The sequence below is a fragment of the Brachybacterium sp. P6-10-X1 genome (assembly GCF_001969445.1).
Classification (GTDB): Bacteria; Actinomycetota; Actinomycetes; order Actinomycetales; family Dermabacteraceae; genus Brachybacterium.
This window is the reverse complement of record NZ_CP017297.1, coordinates 1,242,474-1,263,521: the sequence shown is the minus strand read 5'-3', so window position 1 is coordinate 1,263,521 and position 21,048 is coordinate 1,242,474. Positions and strand designations below refer to the sequence as shown.

General features: G+C 70.4%; 15 protein-coding genes and 1 tRNA gene. 11 read left to right on the top strand and 5 right to left on the bottom strand.

Annotated elements, in window-relative coordinates; genetic code table 11:
- Positions 1 to 210 precede the first annotated feature (210 nt).
- The 3 genes from BH708_RS05765 to BH708_RS05755 all read left to right on the top strand — a co-directional run bounded on the left by BH708_RS05765 (position 211) and on the right by BH708_RS05755 (position 2,313).
- Entirely contained in the window at positions 211 to 1,107 is an 897-nt protein-coding gene (locus tag BH708_RS05765; RefSeq protein WP_253705485.1) for a M23 family metallopeptidase, read from the top strand.
- Positions 1,104 to 2,162, top strand: a complete 1,059-nt coding sequence (gene tsaD / locus BH708_RS05760) for a tRNA (adenosine(37)-N6)-threonylcarbamoyltransferase complex transferase subunit TsaD (RefSeq protein WP_076807317.1) — start codon at positions 1,104 to 1,106, stop codon at positions 2,160 to 2,162. The genes BH708_RS05765 and tsaD overlap by 4 nt, the downstream gene beginning before the upstream one ends.
- 78 nt (positions 2,163 to 2,240) lie before the next feature.
- A tRNA-Arg gene (locus BH708_RS05755) sits at positions 2,241 to 2,313 on the top strand.
- A gap of 124 nt (positions 2,314 to 2,437) precedes the next feature.
- Here BH708_RS05755 and BH708_RS05750 read toward each other — a convergent pair.
- Complete coding sequence (locus BH708_RS05750) at positions 2,438 to 4,726, bottom strand: bifunctional alpha,alpha-trehalose-phosphate synthase (UDP-forming)/trehalose-phosphatase (RefSeq protein WP_076807315.1); 2,289 nt, start codon at positions 4,724 to 4,726, stop codon at positions 2,438 to 2,440.
- Between the two features lie 349 nt (positions 4,727 to 5,075).
- Between BH708_RS05750 and lysA the strand changes: the two genes are divergently transcribed.
- The 5 genes from lysA to rho all read left to right on the top strand — a co-directional run bounded on the left by lysA (position 5,076) and on the right by rho (position 12,560).
- Positions 5,076 to 6,488: a diaminopimelate decarboxylase gene (gene lysA, locus BH708_RS05745; RefSeq protein WP_076807314.1), complete on the top strand. Its 1,413-nt coding sequence runs from the start codon at positions 5,076 to 5,078 to the stop codon at positions 6,486 to 6,488.
- 250 nt (positions 6,489 to 6,738) lie between these two features.
- Complete coding sequence (locus BH708_RS05740) at positions 6,739 to 8,106, top strand: homoserine dehydrogenase (RefSeq protein ID WP_076807312.1); 1,368 nt, start codon at positions 6,739 to 6,741, stop codon at positions 8,104 to 8,106.
- Between the two features lie 5 nt (positions 8,107 to 8,111).
- Positions 8,112 to 9,170, top strand: a complete 1,059-nt coding sequence (gene thrC, locus BH708_RS05735) for a threonine synthase (protein WP_076807310.1) — start codon at positions 8,112 to 8,114, stop codon at positions 9,168 to 9,170.
- A complete protein-coding gene (thrB, locus tag BH708_RS05730) occupies positions 9,167 to 10,081 on the top strand; it encodes a homoserine kinase (protein WP_076807309.1) in 915 nt (304 codons plus the stop codon). Before thrC ends, thrB begins: the two co-directional genes overlap by 4 nt.
- 316 nt (positions 10,082 to 10,397) lie before the next feature.
- Entirely contained in the window at positions 10,398 to 12,560 is a 2,163-nt protein-coding gene (gene rho / locus BH708_RS05725) for a transcription termination factor Rho (protein ID WP_076807307.1), read from the top strand.
- 231 nt (positions 12,561 to 12,791) lie between these two features.
- Here the strand turns inward: rho and BH708_RS05720 are convergent, their stop codons facing one another.
- Positions 12,792 to 13,643, bottom strand: coding sequence for a phytanoyl-CoA dioxygenase family protein (locus BH708_RS05720; RefSeq protein ID WP_076807306.1), 852 nt, complete (start codon positions 13,641 to 13,643; stop codon positions 12,792 to 12,794).
- A gap of 76 nt (positions 13,644 to 13,719) precedes the next feature.
- On the opposite strand from BH708_RS05720, the gene BH708_RS05715 reads away from it, so the two are divergent.
- Positions 13,720 to 14,592: an AraC family transcriptional regulator gene (locus BH708_RS05715; protein ID WP_172805744.1), complete on the top strand. Its 873-nt coding sequence runs from the start codon at positions 13,720 to 13,722 to the stop codon at positions 14,590 to 14,592.
- A gap of 41 nt (positions 14,593 to 14,633) precedes the next feature.
- Here BH708_RS05715 and BH708_RS05710 read toward each other — a convergent pair whose 3' ends face one another.
- From BH708_RS05710 to BH708_RS05700, 3 genes are read right to left on the bottom strand one after another with little or no spacing between them, the layout of a single operon-like run.
- Entirely contained in the window at positions 14,634 to 15,530 is an 897-nt protein-coding gene (locus BH708_RS05710) for a carbohydrate ABC transporter permease (protein WP_083713315.1), read from the bottom strand.
- Complete coding sequence (locus tag BH708_RS05705; RefSeq protein ID WP_076807302.1) at positions 15,527 to 16,504, bottom strand: carbohydrate ABC transporter permease; 978 nt, start codon at positions 16,502 to 16,504, stop codon at positions 15,527 to 15,529. Before BH708_RS05705 ends, BH708_RS05710 begins: the two co-directional genes overlap by 4 nt.
- The gene (locus tag BH708_RS05700) at positions 16,501 to 17,751 is read right to left on the bottom strand and encodes an ABC transporter substrate-binding protein (RefSeq protein WP_076807300.1); all 1,251 of its coding nucleotides are present in this window, start codon (positions 17,749 to 17,751) and stop codon (positions 16,501 to 16,503) included. The genes BH708_RS05705 and BH708_RS05700 overlap by 4 nt, the downstream gene beginning before the upstream one ends.
- 289 nt (positions 17,752 to 18,040) lie before the next feature.
- Between BH708_RS05700 and BH708_RS05695 the strand changes: the two genes are divergently transcribed.
- Positions 18,041 to 20,053: an aldo/keto reductase gene (locus tag BH708_RS05695; protein ID WP_076807298.1), complete on the top strand. Its 2,013-nt coding sequence runs from the start codon at positions 18,041 to 18,043 to the stop codon at positions 20,051 to 20,053.
- Positions 20,050 to 21,033, top strand: coding sequence for a LacI family DNA-binding transcriptional regulator (locus BH708_RS05690; RefSeq protein ID WP_076807296.1), 984 nt, complete (start codon positions 20,050 to 20,052; stop codon positions 21,031 to 21,033). Before BH708_RS05695 ends, BH708_RS05690 begins: the two co-directional genes overlap by 4 nt.
- Positions 21,034 to 21,048: the final 15 nt, after the last annotated feature.

The following is a 21,048-nucleotide window of genomic DNA, read 5'->3' as shown; positions in this document are numbered from 1 at the left end:
GCTCGCCGTGGAATCGCTCGTCAAGAACGGACCACACTTAGAGCCGTCTTGGCAAAAACTTGGCAATGGCCCGAGTGACCTGCTGGTCCTCTGCCGGGGCCCGCCCGTAGATTGTTCCAGGTTGTTCGGCGACGCGTCCTTCCCCCCTGTCCGGCGTCGCGGCTCATGGACAGTACGGAAACGCAGTCGAAGCGGAAGCAGGTCGATCACGTGGCGAATCATCGCGCCGACGGACGCGCCACGGTGCGCACGCTCCGGGCCAACCCGGGCTCGCATCGCCACGGGGCCCTCCCCGCCAGCGCCGTGAAGGTCGGTGTGCTGGGAGCCCTCGCGACCGCCACCATCGCCGCACCGCTGGCCGCCGCGGCGGCCGGGATCGACGAGGCCGCCGCCCCCGGCGACGTCACCGCCGCACAGGCGCCGCAGAGCGATGCCGCCGCGCAGAGCGCCGAACTCTCCGCCGCCCCCGTCGCCCTGCCCGAGGCGGGAGCCTCCGCGAGCGTCACGCAGGCCGCCGAGACCCGCGAGACCGACGAGGGTGCCACCCGCTCCGAGGAGCGGACCTCTTCCTCCGGTGAGAAGGATGCGGCCGAGGACGAGAAGGCTGCGGCCGAGGAGGAGAAGGCGGCCGAGGACCTCGCCATGGAGGTCGAGGTGCCCGAGCCCGAGCCCGCCGATTCCACGCAGTCCGCCTCCGGCGACTCCACGCCCGCCAGCAGCGGCGGCTACATCAAGCCCGTCAACGCCCCGATCACCTCCGGGTTCGGCGGGCGCGTTCACCCCGTCCTCGGGTACTTCAAGGGCCACAACGGCGTCGACTTCGGCGCCTCGTGCGGCACCCCGGTCAAGGCCGCCAAGGGCGGCACCGTCGTCGCCGTCGAGAACACCAGCGCCTCCGGCAACCGGGTGAAGATCGACCACGGCAACGGCGTCATCACCGGCTACTACCACCTGCAGGGCTTCAACACCTCGGTCGGCGCGACCGTCGCCCAGGGCGACACCATCGGATACGTCGGCTCCACCGGCCGGTCCACCGGCTGCCACCTCCACTTCGCGAAGATGGACGAGGGCGGCAACTACTCCAACCCGATGTCGATCCTGCGGTGACCAGCTCCGGGTCACCGGTCGTCCTCGGGGTCGAGTCCTCCTGCGACGAGACCGGCTTCGGCATCGTCTCCGAGGGGACCCTGCTCGGCCAGGGGCTGGCTTCCAGCGCCTCCCAGCATGCAGAGTTCGGGGGAGTGGTCCCCGAGATCGCCGCCCGGGCCCACGTCGAGGCCGCCGTGCCCACCCTGCGGATCGCCCTGGCCGACGCCGGGATCGAGACCCGGGACATCACCCATGTCGCCGCCACCTCGGGCCCAGGGCTGGCCACCGCCGTCCACGTCGGCCTCGCCGCCGCGAAGTCCGTGGCCTGGGCACTGGATGTGCCGCTGTACGGCGTCCACCACCTCGCCGGGCACGCCGCCGCCGACACCCTCGAGCACGGCCCGCTGCCCGAGCGCTCCGTGGTGCTGATCGTCTCCGGCGGGCACACCTCGATCCTCGCGATCGGCGACCTGGTGCGCGACCCCATCGAACACCTCGGCGACACGCTCGACGACGCCGCGGGCGAAGCCTTCGACAAGGTCTCCCGCCTGCTCGGACTCGGGTACCCCGGAGGGCCCGCGATCTCACGGGCTGCCGTGGACGGCGACCCGCAGGCATTCGCCTTCCCGCGGGCGCTGCTGCGCCCGAAGGATGCCCCCTTCACCTTCTCCTTCTCCGGGCTGAAGACGGCCGTCGCCCGCACCGTCGAGAAGCTCGAGCGCGCCGGGGAGCCGGTGCCGGTGGCGGACATCGCCGCCTCCTTCGAGCAGGCCGTGGTCGATGTGCTGGTGACCAAGGCGCTGCGGGCCGTGCGCGAACGCTCCCTGGACACCCTGGTGATCGTCGGAGGGGTCGCAGCCAACGCTCGCCTGCGCGCGGTCGCCCAGGAGCGCTGCGACGCCGCCGGCATCACGCTGCGGATCCCGCCGCCACGCCTGTGCACGGACAACGGCGCGATGATCGCCGCCGTCGGCGATCTGCTGGTGCGCTCCGGCGCCTCGCCCAGCGGACTGCGCATCGCGGCCGATCCCTCGGCGGTGCTCCACGGTGCCCAGCTTCCCCTGCCGCAGTGAGGCCCCGCTCACACCGTGCCCGTGCGGCGGCGTCCGTGCACACCGCACGGGCATCGAGTTGCTAGACTTCCGAGGTCGGCCCGCGTAGCTCAGTGGATAGAGCGTCTGCCTCCGGAGCAGAAGGTCGTAGGTTCGAATCCTGTCGCGGGCACGCAAACAATCCCCGGTCAGAGGCCATCACTGCCACTGACCGGGGATTATGCCGTTCAGGCGGGGTGGGTCGGAAGACTGCTCCTGCGGGCGGCGGGGACGCCTCCCGACTCAGCTCTCCCGACTCAGCCCTCCCGGCGCAGATCCGCCAGGCGCGTCAGCACGGCGGCCACGTTCTCGGTGCCGGCGATGCGATGATTCGCCGCGGTGTCGCCGCCGCCGACCTTCACGCCCACGTCGGCCTCGCCGAGACGGCCGAAGACCGACTCGTCGGTGACGTCATCTCCCAGGTAGAGCCAGGCATCGGCCGCGCTGGCGCGGGCGAGGGTCTCGATCGCTGTGCCCTTGGAGGTGTGCACGACCGAGAACTCCACGACCTCCTTGCCCGGGGTCACGGTCACCTCGGGCAGGGTGACCGCGTACTCGAGCGCCGACTCGGTCGCGTTGTGCCCGCCGCGCCCGCGGGCATTGCGGGTGTGCAGCACCGCGGCCGAGGGCTTGGTCTCGACCTCGACCCCGGGGTGGGCCCGGGCGATCTGCCGCAGGTTCTCGGTGATCGAGGCGAGCAGCTCGTCCTTCTCCGGGGTCATCGACAGCGCCGCCGAATCGAGCACCTCGGCCTGCATCCACGGCGGCAGCGCCCCCACCTCCGCGCCGTGCGAGCCCACCAGCACCACCGAGGAGGGCATCCGGGCGTGGGAGTCCAGATCTCCGAGGGCGCGTCCGGAGATGAGGGCGGTCGCCACCCCGGGCATCTCCGAGAGGTCGCGCAGCGCGGCCAGGGCGGCGGGATCGGGGTGGACCGCGTCGCGGTCGGCGACGATCGGGGCGAGCACCCCGTCGAAGTCCGAGGCGACGAGGATCCGCGGGGTCGCCGAGAACGCGTCCAGCGCGGTATCGAGCGCCGCAGGATCCGTGGCGTCCTCGCCGGTCAGCCTCACCATCGGCTTCGGCTCGCGCACCGAGGCCCCGGAGTGCTCCAGGCGCTGCAGGAAGCTGTGGGCCCAGGCCTGCACGTCGTTCTCCATCACCTGGTGGCGCAGCGAGCGCATCGCCTCCTCCTGCTCCTCGGCCGGCATCGCCATCGCCCGCAGGATCGCGGCCTTGAGCTCGTCGATGTCGTGGGGATTGACCATCACGGCGGCCCGCAGCTCGTCGGCCGCCCCGGCGAACTCGCTGAGCACCAGGACTCCGTGCAGGTCGGGGCGGGAGGCCACGTACTCCTTGGCGACCAGGTTCATCCCGTCGCGCAGCGCGGTCACCAGCACCACATCGGCCGCCATGAACAAAGCGGTCATGTCCCGGCGGTCGAAGGAGCGATGCTGGTAGGAGACCGCCGGGCGGCCGATCGGGGCATGATCGCCGTTGATGCGGCCGACGGTCAGCTCCACCTCGTCGCGCAGCTGCCGGTAGGCCTCGACCCGCTCCCGCGAGGGCGTGGCGACCTGGATCATCACCGTCTCGTGGGGATCGACCGAGCCGTCCCCGAGCAGCTCGCCCCAGGCCTTGAGCCGGTGGCGGATCCCCTTGGTGTAGTCCAACCGGTCGACCCCGAGCACGATCTTCCGAGGATGGCCGAGGTCCTGGCGCAGCTGCTCGGCCCGTTGGCGCACCTCCTCGTCCTCGGTCAGCGCAGAGACCTTGCTGGAGTCGATGGAGATCGGGAAGGTCTGGGCGACGACCTCTCGCACCGGAGCCGCACCGAGGCCCGGCACCGAGATGGTCTGCCCGTCGACGTGGTATCCCAGCAGCTTGCGCACCGCGGCCAGGAAGTTCTGGGTGTCGCTCTCGCGCTGGAAGCCGATGAGATCGGCGCCCAGCAGCCCGCGCAGCATCTGATTGCGCTTGGGCAGCTGGGAGAACAGTTCCACGGAGGGGAAGGGGATGTGGTTGAAGAAGCCGATGCGCACGTCGGCCCGCTGCTCGCGGATCAGTCGCGGCACCAGCTGCAGCTGGTAGTCGTGGATCCAGATGGTGCCGCCCTCGCTGGCGACCGGCGCAGCGGTGCGGGCGAAGCGGCGGTTGGCCGTCACGTAGGAGTCCCACCAGGCGCGGTGGAACTCCGGGTCGACGATGACGTCGTGGTAGAGAGGCCACAGGGTGGCGTTGGAGAAGCCCTCGTAGTAGCGCTCGATGTCCTCCTGATCGAGCCGGACCGGGTACAGGCTCATCCCGTCGGCGTCGAAGGGATCGGGCTCCTGCCCGGGGGAGCCGGCCCAGCCGACCCAGGCACCGGAGTCGACGGTGTGCATCACCGACTCCATGGCGGTCACCAGCCCGCCGGGGCTGGTGACCCATTCGGTCGCGCCGTCGGGGAGCGTGCGGGAGTCCACCGGCAGCCGGTTCGCCACCACCACGAGGTCGTGGCCGGGGCGGGTGGGATCGTCGACGGGACGGGAGGCGGAAGAGGGCACGGGAACTCCTTGACGACGGGCGGACGGCGGACGGGAGCGGCACCCGTGCCGGACAGGCCCGCGGTACGGCTCCCGTGCCGATCTGCTCCGAGACTACCAAGTGCGATCGATCACGACCTGGGTGCGAGCAGGCCCGGGAGCCTCCCACCAGCGCCCCTGACCTGTGGTGACGGCGGCCGACCGCTCGGGAGGGACGCCATCGGCGCTCACGGGCCGGAGCTCGCCGCGGTCGCGGACCGGACGCCGCTGTGACCCTGCCGTGGCGCCGTCTACAGTCAGGGGGCGTCGACGCGCCCGCCCGGGCCCGTCGTCGAGCCCTTCCCACCGCATCCCACCCCAGGAGCACGACATGCGCGCCCATGAGGCCGGAGCCCTCCACGGCAACGACGCCGCCCCGACCTGGCTCCCGTACCCCGCCGACGTCAATGCGCTGATCCCCGGGCTGTGGTCGCAGTCCACGGTCCGCGGCGCCGACGGCGCGGTCGCCGTCGGCGGCGTGGACGTCCACCGGATCGCCGAGGAGGTCGGCACGCCCGCCTTCGTGCTGGACGAGGAGGACTTCCGCGCCCGCGCCCGCTCCTTCCGCGATGCCTTCACCGAGGCACTCCGTCCCTACGCCGGGGCCGACGTGTACTACGCGGGCAAGGCGTTCCTGTGCGGCGCGGTCGCCCGCTGGGTCGACGAGGACGGACTGGGCCTGGACGTGTGCACCGGAGGAGAGCTGGCCGTCGCGCTGCGGGCCGGGTTCCCTCCCGAGCGGATCGCCCTGCACGGCAACAACAAGTCCGACGCCGAGATCCGCCGCGCCCTCGAGGCAGGCGTCGGCCGGGTGGTGATCGACTCGCTCGACGAGATCGACCAGGTCGCGACGATCGCCGACGAGCTGGATCTGCGGGCCGCGGTCATGCTGCGGGTGACCACCGGCGTCGAGGCGCACACCCACGAGTTCATCGCCACGGCGCACGAGGACCAGAAGTTCGGGCTCTCCCTCACCGGCGGCAGCGCCCTGGAGGCCGTGCGCCGCACGCTCGCCTCGCCATCGCTGGACCTGGTGGGCCTGCACTCCCACATCGGCTCGCAGATCTTCGACACGGGAGGCTTCGAGGTCGCGGCCCGCCGCGTGCTGGACCTGGTCGCCCAGATCAGGACCGAGCTCGGTCACACCATCGACCAGCTCGACCTCGGCGGCGGCTTCGGCGTCATGTACAACACCCAGCACACCCCCTCGTCCCCCGACGAGCTCGCCCGGGGTATCGCCGACATCGTGGCCAAGGAATGCCGCGACCTCGAGCTCGACGTCCCGCACCTCTCCTTCGAGCCCGGCCGCGCGATCGCCGGACCCTCGACCCAGACCCTGTACTCCGTCGGCACCGTCAAGGACGTACGCCTGGGCGGGCCGCATCACCGCCTCTACGTCTCCGTCGACGGCGGCATGAGCGACAACGTGCGCACCGCCCTGTACGACGCGGACTACTCGTGCCTGCTGACCGGCCGGGTCTCCGACGCCGCCCCCGAGGTCGTGCGCGTGGTCGGCAAGCACTGCGAGAGCGGCGACATCGTGGTCAAGGACGAGTACCTGCCTTCCGACGTCCAGCGTGGGGACCTGGTCTCCGTGCCCGTCACCGGGGCCTACTGCTACTCGTTGGCGTCCAACTACAACCACGTGCCGCGGCCGCCCGTGGTCGCGGTGCGCGACGGGGAGATCCGCACCCTGATCCGTCGGGAGACGGAGGAGGATCTGTTGGGCCTGGACCTGGGCTGACGCGACCAGGGCCGGGGTCCCACGAGATTCCCTGTCGAGGTCCCGCCACCACCCCGCCTCGCCGCCGCCCCATCTCGCCGCTGCCCATCTCGCCGCTGCCCATCTCGCAGCGCCCCGCTCAGCCCTGCTCAGCCCTGTGCGCTGATGTCGCAATCGTTCATGGACGGTCACAGGTCGCGGGCCCCCTCGGATACAGTGCGAGGGCCCGCCCCGGCCACCCCGTCGGACCGTGTGGAAGGACCACCGCCGCATGTCACAGACCTCTCCCGGCCATCCCGTGCCGTCGGATTCCTCCGAGCCCGCGCAGTCGCCGGCGCTGCGCGTCGCCGTCCTCGGCGCCGGCACCGTCGGCACCGAGGTGCTGCGCCTGATCGACCAGCAGCGCGAGGACCTCGCCCACCGCATCGGTGCGCGCCTGACGGTGACGGGTATCGCTGTGCGCGACCTGACGCGGGACCGCGGAGAGCACGTGCCGGCCGATCTGCTCACCGAGGACGCCTCCGCTCTGGTGCGCAGCGCCGATCTCGTCGTCGAGGTGATGGGCGGGATCGAGCCGGCCCGCACCCTGCTGCTGGAGGCCATGGCGCACGGCGCGAGCGTCGTCACCGCCAACAAGGCCCTGCTCGCGCAGGACGGCGCCTCCCTGTACGAGGCCGCCGACATCCACGGCGTGGACCTGTACTTCGAGGCCGCGGTCGCCGGCGCCATCCCCCTGGTGCGGCCCGTGCGCGAATCGCTCGCCGGCGATCGCATCCAGCGGGTGCTGGGGATCGTCAACGGCACGACCAACTACATCCTCGACGCCATGACGCGCACCGGCGCGAGCTTCGACGAGGCGCTCGCCTCCGCGCAGGAGCTCGGCTACGCCGAGGCGGACCCCACCGCGGACGTGCAGGGTCACGACGCCGCCGCCAAGGCGTCGATCCTGGCCTCCCTCGCCTTCCATTCGCGGGTACGGCTCTCGGACGTGCACTGCGAGGGCATCACCGAGGTCTCGGCGCAGGACATCGCCGCCGCCGGCCGCATGGGGCGGACCATCAAGCTGCTCTCGATCGTCGAGCGCGTCGAGGAGGAGACGGGGGAGCGGATCTCCGCCCGCGTCTACCCGGCGCTGCTGCCCGAGGAGCATCCGCTGTCCTCGGTCTCCGAGGCCTACAACGCTGTGTTCATCGAGGCCGACGCCGCCGGCTCGCTGATGTTCTACGGGCAGGGGGCCGGAGGCGCCCCGACCGCCTCCGCGATCCTCGGCGACGTGGTCTCCGCCGCCCGTCAGCGAGTGCGCGGCGGGGTGGGGCCCCGAGAGTCCCGCTATGCCGAGCTGGAGCAGATCCCGCTGGAGGACCTGCGCAATGCCTTCTACGTCTCTCTGACCGTGCAGGATCGCCCCGGCGTGCTCGCCGAGATCGCCGGCACCCTGTCCGGCAACGGGATCTCCATCTCGACCATCCACCAGGAGCTGCTCGAGAAGCCCGAGGGGGAGGGGGAGCGGGCCCTCGCCCATATCGGCATCAGCACCCACCGCGCGCTGGAGTCGGCGATGACCGCGTCGCTGGACGTGTTCTCCGCGACCTCCACGGTGCTGAGCATCGATTCCGTCCTGCGCATCGAAGGAGACTGACCCCTATGGCACACCCGTGGCGCGGCATCCTCGCCGAGTACCGCGAGCACCTGCCCTTCGCCGAGAACGACACGCTGCTCAGCCTGGGGGAGGGCGGGACGCCGTTGGTCCCCGCCCCGGCCCTGTCCCGGCGCGTCGGAGCCGACGTGCACGTCAAGGTCGAGGGCCAGAACCCGACCGGCTCCTTCAAGGACCGCGGCATGGTCTCGGCCATGTCGAGAGCTGTCGGCGACGGGGCCACCGCGGTGGTCTGCGCCTCCACCGGCAACACCAGCGCCTCGGCCGCCGCCTATGCGACCGCCGCCGGGATCACCTGCGCGGTGCTGCTGCCGCAGGGCAAGATCGCCGCCGGGAAGCTGGCCCAGGCCGTCGTGCACGGCGCCCAGCTGATCCAGGTCGAAGGCAACTTCGACGACTGCCTCGAGATCGCGCGCAAGCTCGACGCGGAACATCCCGTCGAGCTGGTCAACTCCCTGAACCCCTACCGCCTGGAAGGGCAGAAGACCGCCGCCTTCGAGGTGAGCGATGCCCTGGGCAGGGCCCCGGACATCCACGTCCTGCCCGTGGGCAACGCCGGGAACATCTCCGCCTACTGGATGGGCTATCGCGAGTACCACGAGGCCGGCATCACCGATTCCCTGCCGGCCATGTGGGGCTTCCAGGCGTCCGGTGCGGCCCCCTTCGTGGCCGGTCACCCGATCAGCGACCCCGAGACCGTCGCGACCGCGATCCGGATCGGCGCGCCGGCGTCCTGGAGCCTCGCCGTCGAGGCCCGCGACGGCTCCGGCGGGCTCATCGACGCGGTCACCGATCAGCAGATCCTCGACGCACAGCAGCTGCTGGCCGCCGAGGTCGGGATCTTCGTCGAGCCCGCCTCGGCCGCCGGGGTGGCCGGGCTGCTCCAGCAGTCCGAGCGCGGCGAGGTCCCGGCCGGGGCCACGATCGCGATCACCGTCACCGGGAACGGCCTCAAGGACATCGACACCGCCCTGTCCCAGCGCGATCTCACCCCCACGGTGATCCCGGTCGACATCGCCGCGGCCGCAGAGGCCATCGGCCTGTGAGGATCCAGCACACGCGAGTCTCCGTGCGCGTCCCGGCGACCTCGGCGAACCTCGGCCCCGGCTACGACACGCTCGGACTCGCCCTCGAACTGTGCGACGACCTGGAGCTCGAGGCCACCACCGGCGGCATCGAGGTGCGCGCCGAGGGCGAAGGCGCCGCGTCGGTCCCGACGGGGGAGGAGCACCTGGTGGTGCGAGCCCTGCGCCGAGGCCTCGACCACGCCGGGGCGCCGCAGGTCGGGGTGCGCCTGCGCGCGGTGAACCGGATCCCGCACGGCCGCGGGCTCGGCTCCAGCGCTGCCGCGACCGTCGCCGGCCTGCTGCTGGCCCGGGGGCTGCTCTCCGAACCGGGGGCGCTCGACGACGCCGATGTGCTGCAGTTGGCCTGCGAGTTCGAGGGCCATCCCGACAATGCGGCCCCCGCGCTGCTGGGCGGCGTCGCGCTGTCCTGGATGAGCGCGGGCCAGGCGCATGCCGTTCCGCTCTCCCACGCCCCGGCGTCGCTCGACCCGCTGGTGCTGCTGCCGGCGACCACCCTGTCCACGGAGCGCGCGCGAGACCTGCTGCCCGACGAGGTCCCGCACGCGGATGCCGTGTTCAACGCGTCCCGTGCCGCGCTGCTCGTGCATGCGCTGGCCTCGGACCCCGAGCTGTTGATGGAGGCGACCGAGGACCGCCTGCATCAGGAGCAGCGTGCCGCGGGCATGCCGCAGAGCGTGGAGCTGCTGCGGGTGCTGCGCCAGGAGGGCCACCCCGCGGTGATCTCGGGGGCCGGTCCCTCGGTGCTCGTGCTGGCCGGTCGGCGAGCCGAGATCGCGCCCCTGGTGCGTCGCGTGGTCGCCGATCCCGCGACGTGGCGGATCGCGCAGGTGCCGCTGCGAGAGACCAGCAGTGCCCCTGTGGTAGGTTGAGAGCGCGTCCAGGCGGCATCGTCCGATGGCGAGCACTGCGGCAGTTCGTGTGTGCAGCGCTCCGTGTCCCGATGCATCTCCCTGATCAGCGTCTCGCATGACCCTGCGCTCCGCGCACGCCGTGCCGAGCAGGCCCGTGCAGCGACGCCGACGCACCCCGAAGCACACCAGCAGGTCGACCACCGGTGCCCTGCACCGTGACGACACCTCTGCTCGGATGAGCCGTTGCTGCACCCGGACCCTGTCCCCTTGCCCGGCAGCGGCACCCAGACCAGAACAGAACCGGCTCGGACCGGTTCGACAGGAAGGAACCCGGGTGAACGACACCACCTCCGGCGCGGATCTCGCGGCCAAGAAGCTCCCCGAGCTGCAGGCCATTGCGGCCGGGCTCGGCATCAAGGGCGCCCGTCGTCTGCGCAAGGGCGAGCTGATCGAGGCGATCCGCGGGGGCGGGACGCCGTCGGCGGCCGCGTCCGGCGCCGCGCAGAAGAACACAGCCCCGAGGCAGAGCAGCGCCCCGGCGTCCTCCGGCTCGACGCAGCAGAACACGTCCCCGACCTTGAGCAGCGCCCCGGCTGTCGACCCCGCTCCGCAGCAGGACCCGGCGCAGTCCGCGCCGACGTCGGCGACCGCGGATTCCGCCCTGCGGTCCGATGCCGAGGGGAGCTCCCCCGGGGGACGCTCCCGCTCGCGCCGTGACCAGGGCAGCCGTGACCAAGGCAGCCGTGACCAGGGCGGGGACAACGCCCCGGAGCTCGGCCTCGAGCTGCCCGACCGCAGCGGCGGTCGCCGTGAGGACCAGAATCGCGCGCGGAACGCCCGCGGAGAGTCGAATCGTGACGATCTCCGACGAGATGACTCCCGTCGGGACGATTCCGGCCGGGACGACTCGCGCCAGGAGGATTCCCGCCGCGACGATTCCGATCGCCAGGACGACGACCGCAACGACCGCCGCGGCGATCAGCAGGGCGGCAACCAGCGGGGCGGCAGCCAGCGGGGTGGCAACCAGCGCCGCCGCCTGGAGGACATCGAACTGCCCGACCGTTCGGGCGAGAACGACGACGACAACGACCGCTCGGGCGACCGCGACGACGACCGTCGGGGCCGCAATCGCAACCGCAACCGGTCCCGCGACCGCAAGCGCCGTGGACGCGGCGGCCAGAACGACCAGGGGGGCAATCAGGGCGGCAACCAGGGCGGCAACCAGGGTGGCAACCAAGGCAATCGGAGCGACCAGCAGGACGATTCCGAGCTGCGCGAGGGCGACGAGCTGATGGCGATCGCCGGCATCCTGGACATCCGTGACAACAGCGCGTATGTCCGCACCACCGGTTACCTGCCCGGCGCCAGCGACGTCTTCGTGACCATGAACCAGGTCAAGCGCCACGGCCTACGCAAGGGCGACGCCATCACCGGTCAGGTCAAGGCGCCCCGCGAGGGCGAGGAGCATCGCGTCGAGCAGCCGCAGCACCACGGCGGCGGTCGCAACCGCCGCGGCAAGGGTGGCGGAGGCAACCAGGGCAAGTACGCCGCACTGGTGCAGGTCGACTCCGTCAACGGCCTGCCCGTGGATCGGGCCCGCTCGCGCGTCGACTTCGGCAAGCTCACCCCGCTGTACCCCGACGAGCGCCTGCGCCTGGAGACCGCTCCGAACGCCGTCGCCCCCCGGGTGATCGACCTCGTCTCCCCGATCGGCAAGGGCCAGCGCGGACTGATCGTCTCGCCCCCGAAGGCCGGCAAGACGATCATCATGCAGCAGATCGCCAATGCGATCACCACGAACAACCCCGAGGTCCACCTCATGGTGGTGCTGGTCGATGAGCGTCCCGAAGAGGTCACCGACATGCAGCGCACGGTCAAGGGCGAGGTCATCGCCTCGACCTTCGACCGCCCGGCCTCCGATCACACGATCGTCGCCGAGCTCGCGATCGAGCGCGCCAAGCGCCTGGTGGAGATGGGGCGCGACGTGGTCGTGCTGCTGGACTCCCTGACCCGCCTCTCGCGCGCCTACAACCTCGCCGCACCGGCCTCCGGCCGCATCCTCTCCGGTGGTGTGGACGCCTCGGCGCTGTACCCGCCCAAGCGGTTCTTCGGCGCCGCCCGGAACATCGAGCACGGCGGCTCGCTGACCATCCTCGCCTCCGCCCTGGTCGAGACCGGCTCGAAGATGGACGAGGTCATCTTCGAGGAGTTCAAGGGCACCGGCAACATGGAGCTGCGGCTGGCGCGCAGCCTCGCGGAGAAGCGCATCTTCCCGGCCGTGGACGTCAACGCCTCGAGCACCCGCCGCGAGGAGGAGCTCATGGGCAAGGACGAGCTGGCGATCATGTGGAAGCTCCGTCGTGTGCTCGGCTCGCTCGAGCAGCAGCAGGCGCTCGAGCTCCTGCTGGAGCGCACCAAGAAGAGCCAGTCGAACTCCGAGTTCCTGATGACGGTCCTGAAGAACGCCCCGAGCGTGGGCGGTCGCAGCAGCGACTGACGCGGGCGTCCCGGAACCGGCATGGGGCGCTCCCACCGCGGTGGGAGCGCCCCAGCGGGTCCGCGACGTCGAACCACGACGCGGGGTCGGGGAATCCGGTCCTTCACCCGGTCCCGCTGCGTCGGTGGCGACGTCCTGCCTCGAGGTGCTCGGGACCTCCGGTCCGACCTCTCGATCACCATGTCCTTCCGGGGCCGCCGTGGACTCCGGGGCTCGCCACGTCAGATCAGCTCAGAGGCCGTCCGAGTCCGTCCAATGGTCCTGCCAGCGCCAGTCGATGGGATCGGTGCTGCGCTGGTAACGGATATCTGTCGACAGGCGCATGACGCCGTTCGGGTCGACGTTGTCCAAGGCGGCATGGACGATGTGTGCCGAGTGCACGACGACGTCGCCGGCGCGGTAGTCGGTGATGAGCCATCGGGCATCGTGGTCGTCGGCGAGGCCCGGGAGATCCGCGGTGATGGAGCGTGCGGGGCGGGGGAGGCGGTCTCGTGCTTCATCGGCGAGCACCTGGTGGTGGCTTCCTTCGAGGTATGCCAGTCCACCTCGCGAGATCGGGCAGTCGCCGAGCGGGATCCAGATCGACAGCACGCGATCCGTTCCTTCGCGGAGGTAGACGAGATCGTAGTGCGCCTGGGTGGCGGTGCCGATCCCGAACTCCCCCGGGCGGGTGTGTCGGATGATCTTCCGGCGGTGGAGGTGCACCTCGTCGCCGAGCAGCCAGGAGAAGAACCCCCGGATCTCGGGCTGGGCGCAGAATCTCCGATATTCGTCCGAGGGGACGATCTGCGAGAACAACTGATGTCGCAGCATCGCGCGGTCGACGTCCCCCGCGCCCTGGAGGCCCTCGACGGGATCGGAGCCGGGGCGGACCAGACCGGTGCTGGACATCTGGGCGAAGTAATAACGGCGGAAGGCGAGCACGTGGTCCGGGGAGAGCTGCCGGGGGAGGAAGAGGTAGCCGTCCCGTCGAAGGCGCTCCCACAGGGCGTCACGGTCGCGGCGCTGGGCATCCGGCACGGGCTCGAGACCGCCCAGCCGTCGAGAGGTCTCATCGAGAACGTACCCGTTCGAGGTCACCATGGGCCCAGTCTCTCGGCCGTCGTCGGCGGATCGCTCGGACTTCCCGGAGCTGATCGTTAGGATTATCGTGCATGGCATGTCTGCGACCAGACCACCGGAATGGGCGCATTATGTGCCGCCGGCGCATGCCCTGCGTGACTCCGGGCTGTGCTGCGTGGGTGCCGGAGAGCAGTCGGGGCAGCTGCCCGCCGTCAGACGCCGAGGACTGTCGCAGCATGCGCTGGTCCTGATCACCTCGGGGTCCGGGAGGTACGTCGATGCGTATGGAGCGCGTGAGGTCTCGGCACCCGCCTGGATCTGGCTGACCGCCGGTCAGTGGCATGAATACGGCCCTGGTCGCGACGGATGGACCGAGCACTGGGTCCTGTTCGACGGCATCGGCACGCGGGCGTATCGGTCGCATCTGCCGCGGGCGCGAGGTGGCGTCCAGCACCTCTCCCAGGACTCACCGCTCGAGGTGGACCCGATCTTCGACGCGCTGCACGAGGCGACCTCCACCGCGGGACGACGCGGACAGCTCATGGCAGCCTGTCTGGTCCACCGGCTCATCGGTGTCGTCGTCGGCGCGACGGCCCCCGTCGCTGAGGACCAGACCGTGATGGACGCCGTGAGTGCCAGCGCGACGGAGAACCTCACGGTCCCTGAACGAGCGGCCCGTGCCGGACTCACGCTCGCCCAGCTGAGGACCCACGTGCGGCGATCGACCGGGCTCACCCCGCACGAACTCGTCCTGTCCGTCCGGCTCTCGCGCGCTCAGCATCTGCTCGCACGAACTGATCTGTCGATCAGCCGCATCGCCACGGACGTCGGATTCGATGACCCGTCCTACTTCACGAGGCTGTTCGTGCGCCGCGTCGGTGTCGCCCCGAGCACCTTCCGCGTCCAGCAGCAGCGCCGCACAGCGGGAGCGAGCGATCTCGGCACGTCGGCCGGGGACGTCGAGCCGTAGGTGATCAGGAGCCGGACCAGCTCGGCACCGGTGCCGAGCGCTCATCCCTTGATCGCCCCCGCGGCGATGTTGGAGATGAAGTGCCGAGCACCGATGATGAAGACGCCGATCAGCGGCACCACGCTGATCAGGGCTCCGGCCATCACCATCCCGTAGTCGGTCAGGTAGATCGAGTTGAGGTTCTGCAGCGCGGTCTGGAGGGTCTGGCGCTCGGGATCGACCAGGACGATCAGCGGCCAGATGTAGTCGTTCCATGCGGTGATAAACGTGAAGATGCCGAGGAAGGCGAGCCCACCGCGCAGCAGGGGCACGCCCACCCGCCAGTAGGTGGTGAAGAAACCGGCGCCGTCGATCCGCGCGGAGTCGATCAGCTCGTCGGGGATCGAGCCCGCCGCCATCTGCCGCAGCAGGAAGATGCCGAAGGCATTGGCCGCGCCGGGGACGATCAGCGCTTGCAGCGTCCCGACCCAGCCCAGGGCGGACATCAGGATGAAGCTCGGCACCAGGGAGAGGCTCCCGGGGACCAGCATCGTGGCGATCAACAGGATGAACAGCCCCTTCTTACCGGGGAAGTCGAATTTTGCGAACGCGAAGGCCGCCAGCGAGTCGAAGAACATCACCAACACTGCGCAGGCGGTGGAGACGATGATCGTGTTCAGCAGTGATTGCATCAGATCGACGCTCTGGATCACATGACGGACGTTCTCGACGAAGTTGTCACCGATGGTGAGCTTGGGCGGGTAACCGAAGATCTCCGCCGTGGTCGAGGTCGACATCACGACGAGCCAGTAGAACGGGAAGACCGACAGCAGCACGCCCACGATGACGCACAGATGGGTGACCAGCCGTGCTACCCGGCCGCGGGCGACGTGGCGTCGGTCGCCCCGGACGGCGGGATCGTCGGCGGTGGTGCGGGGGACAGGGGTGAGGGTGCTCATCGGCGGGCCTCCTTGGCCGCGGTGCGTCGACGCGGGGTGCGCTCGCTGCGCCCGGAGACCAGACGCCAGTTGATGACCGCGAAGACCGCCGCGATGAGGAACAGCGCCCAGGCGATCGCCGACCCGTACCCGAAGTCGAACTCGGTGAAGGCCTGGTTGTACTGGTAGAGCACGATCGTCATCCCGGCTTCGCCGACTCCGCCGCTGTCGCCGAGCAGCACCTGTGGTTCGGTGAACAGGCTCAGGCCGCCGATGGTCGACATGATGACGGTGAACAGGATGATGGGCCGAAGCATCGGCACCGTGATCCGGAAGAACACCTGGACGATGTTGGCGCCGTCCACCTTCGCGGCGTCGTACAGGTCGGTGGGGATCGACTGCAGACCGGCGAGGTAGATGATCGCGTTGTACCCGGTGAAGCGCCAGATCACCATCACGGCGATGGTGACCTTGATGCCCCAGCTGCTCGAGAGCCAGGGGACCGTGTCGAGCCCCAGCGCGGTCAGCGCCGAGTTGATCAGCCCGAAGGTGTCGGAGAAGACGGAGCCGAAGACGATCGCCATCGCGACCATGGAGGTGACGTTGGGCAGGAAGAACGCCACGCGATAGAAGCCGGTGAAGCGGATGTTCTGGTGCAGCAGGAACGCGATGACCAGAGCCAAGAAGAGCATCGGGACGGTCGAGAGGAACCAGATGATGAAGGTGTTCCCGACCGCGTTCCAGAAGCGGCTGTCCGTGAGCAGGTACTGGTACTGGGCCAGCCCCACGAAGGACATCTCCCCCATCCCGTCCCAGTCGGTGAACGACAGCACGATCGAGAACACGATGGGGAACAGGCCGAAGATCGCGAACAGCACGTAGAACGGGGAGATGGCCAGGTACAGCGGGAACGTCTCGCGCCGTCGGCGGCGACGTCTCGCCTCCGGCGCCGAGGGAGCCCGCGTGGCCGGGCGGGGCGGGGCGCTGGTGCTCATTGGTCGGCTCCTCGTTTGGCCAGGACCTTCTCGGCCTGGGTGAGAGCGTCGCGCCAGGCGAGCTCGGGATCCTTGCCGCCGGTCTCAACGTTGGTGAGCTCGCGGGAGAAGGCGCCGGAGATATAGGTCTCCAAGGTGCTGATGAAGGACGTGGGCACGGTCTCGGCCGCTGTGGAGAAGAACTCCAGGGGGTCCTGCCCCCCGTAGAAGTCCCCCTCGTAGGTGAGCAGCTCGAAGGAACCGGGTGTGGAGGGGAACAGCTGCACGTCCTCGTACGCGACGGCCTGGTTCTTCGCGGAGGAGATCCAGGTGGTGAACCTCATCGCGGCCTCGGGGTCCTTGCAGGTGTGCGGCAGGGCGATGAAGGAGCCGCCGTTGTTGCCGGCGCGCACCGGCTGCGCGGCGATCCGCCAGCTGCCCGCGGTCTCCGGCGCGGATTCCTCGAGGATCTGGGTCCACCAGGCCGCTCCGATGTTCCCGGCGGTGAGGCCGCTGGACCACGCGGCATTGCGGTCGGTCTCCCGGTCCGCAGGGATGCGCGCGGTGATCCCCTGCTCGATCGCCGCGACCGCGAGGTTCCAGGCGTGGCGCACGGTGCTGTCGGGCCGGAGGTAGAGCGGGACGTCGTTCTCGTCGAAGTAGCGCTCGGGGCTGGAGTCCAGCACGGCGGTGTAGATGTTGTCGGCGTCATTGACCAGGAAGGATTCGGCGGAGCTCTTGAGCTCCGCGCCGAGCGCGATCCAGTCCTCCCAGGTGCTGGTCGCGGTGGCCACGTCCTCGGGGGAGCTCGGCAGCCCGGCCTGTTCGAAGATGTCGTGGCGGTAGAAGAAGCCGGTCGGCCCTATGTCCACCGGGAAGAAGCAGAATCGACCCTTCGGCGTCATACCGAGATCCCATTTCCACGGGTAGTAATCAGATCTCACGCTGTCCGCGCCGAGCTCGGAGAGATCCAGGAAGAGGTCCTCGTTGGTGAAGTAGAGGGCGTTGTTGGAGTTGATGTAGGTGATGTCGGGTATGTAGGCGTTGCCTGCCAGGGAGGTGCGTAGCTTCGTGTCGAAGCTCGTGCCGATGACGTCTGCTCGAAGGTGCTTGTCGGTCCCGGGGATCTGCTGGTTCGCCCGCTCGAGGAGCTGGGGCGCCGCCGAACGATTCCAGTACCACATGACCAGCTCCTCCGGGTCCTCGGAGATGGTGGGGTCGGCGCCGCATCCGGCGAGGGCCAGGGGCAGCGCTCCGGCGATGGCCATCAGGGACCGGCGTGACGGACGTGCTCGCGGTGGAGCAGGTCGTGTCGATCGGTGGAGAACCTCGATGCTCATTCGCACCCTCCTCGTCGAGTGGTGATAGCGTTCGTGAACGTTCACGGGTGACGCAGATCATAACAGCGGGACCGTGTGACGCCAATGGCCACCCTCCATGGACGTCGAGCCGGATTGCTCGGCGAGGCGCTTGTGGGGTGCGGCCGATCGGGATACCGTGGTGCCCCCGTGAACGTTCACGGCCCTGACTCGCACGATCTCGAAGGACGTCGTCTCCATGAGCACCACCGCCTCCCCGTTCCGCTGGGCAGTCCTCGGCCCCGGCTCCATCGCGCGCCGCTTCGCCACCCAGCTGCCGGACTCCCAGCACGGCGTCCTCGTCGCCGTCGGCAGCTCCTCGGCCGAACGGGCGCGGGCCTTCGCCGATCAGTTCCCCCTCGCACAGCCGGCGCTGCTGGGCTCCTACAAGGAGGTCCTCGCCTCGGACGAGGTCGACGCGGTCTACGTCTCCACCGTCCACACCGGCCACGCGCGGTTGGCCGCGGCCGCTCTCGAGGCCGGCAAGCACGTGCTGTGCGAGAAGCCGCTGACGCCGAACGCCGGCACCACGATGGCGCTGACGGACCTCGCCGCCCGCAGCGGGAGCGTGCTGCTCGAGGCCTACATGTACCGCTTCCACCCGCAGACCGTGACCGTGCTCGACCTGGTCGCCGAGGGAGCGATCGGCGAGGTCACCCATGTCGACGCCTCCTTCGCCTTCGACACCGGGTCTCGCGAGGGGCGCCTGTTCGACCCCGCCACCGCCGGGGGCGGGATCCTCGACGTCGGCTGCTACCCGATGTCCTTCGCACGCTTCGTCGCCGGGGCAGCTCGGGGTGAGGCCTTCGCGGAGCCGACCTCCCTGCACGGCAGCGGGACGATCGGGGAGACCGGCGTCGACGAATGGGCGAGCGCCGAGCTCGACCTGCCCGGGAACATCACCGCGACCCTGCGCACCGGCGTGCGTCTGGCGGATCCCCAGAGCGCCACGATCACCGGATCGCGCGGCGTGATCCGTCTGTCCGACCCCTGGGGCCTGTCCGACGAGCAGCTCATCGAGCTCGACGTGGTCGGCGAGCGGCCGCAGCGGATCGAGATCCCCGCCGCCTCGCCCTACGCCCTGGAGGCCGACGCCCTCGCTCGCGCCGCCCGCGGAAGCGGGGTCGTCCCAGAGCTGACCGGTGAGAACTCGCTCGGGCAGGCCCGCGCCCTGGACCTCTGGCGCGAGCAGATCGGCCTGAGGTTCCCCTTCGAGCGCGATGACGCCGGCATCCCCACCCTCACCGGTCGCCCGCTCGCCGCCGGCAGCGTGCAGTCCGGCCCGGCCATGGCGTACGGGACCCTCGCGGGCCTGGACAAGAAGGTCTCGCGCCTGGTGATGGGCTGCGACAACCAGATGAACCTGGCTCATGCCTCGGCCATGTTCGACGCCTTCTACGAGATCGGCGGCACCACCTTCGACACCGCATACATCTACGGCGGCGGGTACACCGAGAAGCTGTTCGGGCAGTGGGTGCGCAATCGCGGAGTGCGCGAGGACGTCGTCGTGATCACCAAGGGCGCGCACACCCCCCACTGCGACCCCGAGTCGATCACCCGTCAGCTCGAGGAGTCCCTCGAGCGGCAGGGGACCGACTACGCGGACCTGTACATGATGCACCGCGACAACCCCGAGATCCCGGTCGGCGAGTTCGTCGACGTCATGGACGAGCATCTGCGCGCCGGTCGGATCCGCGCCTACGGCGGTTCGAACTGGACGCCCCAGCGCGTGGACGAGGCCAACGCCTACGCCCGCGCGAACGGCCGCACGGGCTTCACCATCCTGTCCAACCACTTCGGCCTGGCCGAAGCGCTGGACGTGCCCTGGGCCGGCTGCGTCCACGCCACCGATCCCGAGTCCAAGGCCTGGCTCGAGGAACGCGGCATCGCGCTGCTTCCCTGGTCCTCGCAGGCCCGCGGCTTCTTCACCGGCCGTGCGCACCCCGAAGACCGCTCGGATGCGGAGCTCGTGCGCTGCTACTACAGCGAGGAGAACTTCGAGCGGCTCGAACGCGCCCGCACCCTGGGAGCGGAGCGCGGGGTCCCCGCCACGGCGATCGCCCTGGCCTTCGTCCTGGCCCAGAAGTTCCCGACCTTCGCCCTGTTCGGCCCCCGCAGCATCGCCGAGATGCGCTCGTCCACCCTGGGGCTGGGCGTCGACCTCACCGAGAGCGATCTGGCCTGGCTCGACCTGCGCAGCGAGACGCGATGAGCGTGCCCGGGCGGCGGCCGACGATCATCGACGTCGCCGAGCGCGCCGGAGTCTCCCGGCAGACGGTCTCCCGCGCGCTGAACGACATGTCGGGCATCAGCGCCTCCACCCGAGAGGCCGTGCTGGCCGCGGTCGAGGAGCTGAACTACCGCCCCTCCCGTTTCGGGCGCGGACTCGTCGAGCAGGGGCCGATCACCCTCGGCCTGGTCGTCATGGACCTGTCCAACTCGTACTTCGCGGAGCTCGGGGCGGCCGTGGTGCGTGCCTGTGCGCCCTACGGCTGGAACGTGGTGCTCGCCGAGGCGGACAATGCTCCGCGTCCCGATCGGGTCACCGAGGAGCTCGCGCGCCGGGTCGATGCGCTCGTCGGATATGACGTACTGACCGGGGGCATCCGGGGCGGGGCCGGGATGCCGGTGGTCCAACTGGGAGATCTCCCGAGCTCGGGCGAGAAGATCGGGATCGTGGAGCTGTCCACCTCGACGGCGATCGCGGACCTCACCGCCCACCTGCGCGCCGTCGGCGTCACCCGGCCCGCCGTCGTGGATCTGGTCGGTGCCGTTCCCAGCTCGCGGGCCCGGGCCCTGACCGCGGCGCTCGCCCCGCTCACGGCCGACGGCGAGGTGCCCATCCAGCAGGTGGATGTGCACGAGGGGCACCGCGCCGCGCTCGAGAGCGTTCTCGCCACCGGCGCCGATGCGCTGGTGGCCTTCAACGACGAGCTCGCCGTGCGGCTGCTGCGGATGCTGCGCGCCCTGGACGTCGCCGTGCCCGAGCAGGTGCGCCTGGTCGGTGTCGACGGTCTGGAGATCGGCTCCCTGGTCACCCCGGAGTTGACCACGCTCAGCATCGACATCGAGGAGGTCGCCCGGCAGACCGTGGAGATGGTGGCCGGGATGCTGGACGGCTCCGTCCCCCTCACCGGACCCTCGGCGCATCGCGTGGTGCACTACGAGCTCGAGGTGCGCGCCTCGACCTGAGCGGGGTGACGGTGC

Bases quoted from the DNA above. Each gene is read 5' to 3' on its own strand.
- lysA (WP_076807314.1), top strand. From the start codon at position 5,076: ATGCGCGCCCATGAGGCCGGAGCCCTCCACGGCAACGACGCCGCCCCG.
- BH708_RS05740 (WP_076807312.1), top strand. From the start codon at position 6,739: ATGTCACAGACCTCTCCCGGCCATCCCGTGCCGTCGGATTCCTCCGAG.
- thrC (WP_076807310.1), top strand. From the start codon at position 8,112: ATGGCACACCCGTGGCGCGGCATCCTCGCCGAGTACCGCGAGCACCTG.
- BH708_RS05720 (WP_076807306.1), bottom strand. From the start codon at position 13,643: ATGGTGACCTCGAACGGGTACGTTCTCGATGAGACCTCTCGACGGCTG.
- BH708_RS05715 (WP_172805744.1), top strand. From the start codon at position 13,720: ATGTCTGCGACCAGACCACCGGAATGGGCGCATTATGTGCCGCCGGCG.
- BH708_RS05710 (WP_083713315.1), bottom strand. From the start codon at position 15,530: ATGAGCACCCTCACCCCTGTCCCCCGCACCACCGCCGACGATCCCGCC.
- BH708_RS05705 (WP_076807302.1), bottom strand. From the start codon at position 16,504: ATGAGCACCAGCGCCCCGCCCCGCCCGGCCACGCGGGCTCCCTCGGCG.
- BH708_RS05700 (WP_076807300.1), bottom strand. From the start codon at position 17,751: ATGGCCATCGCCGGAGCGCTGCCCCTGGCCCTCGCCGGATGCGGCGCC.
- BH708_RS05695 (WP_076807298.1), top strand. From the start codon at position 18,041: ATGAGCACCACCGCCTCCCCGTTCCGCTGGGCAGTCCTCGGCCCCGGC.
- BH708_RS05690 (WP_076807296.1), top strand. From the start codon at position 20,050: ATGAGCGTGCCCGGGCGGCGGCCGACGATCATCGACGTCGCCGAGCGC.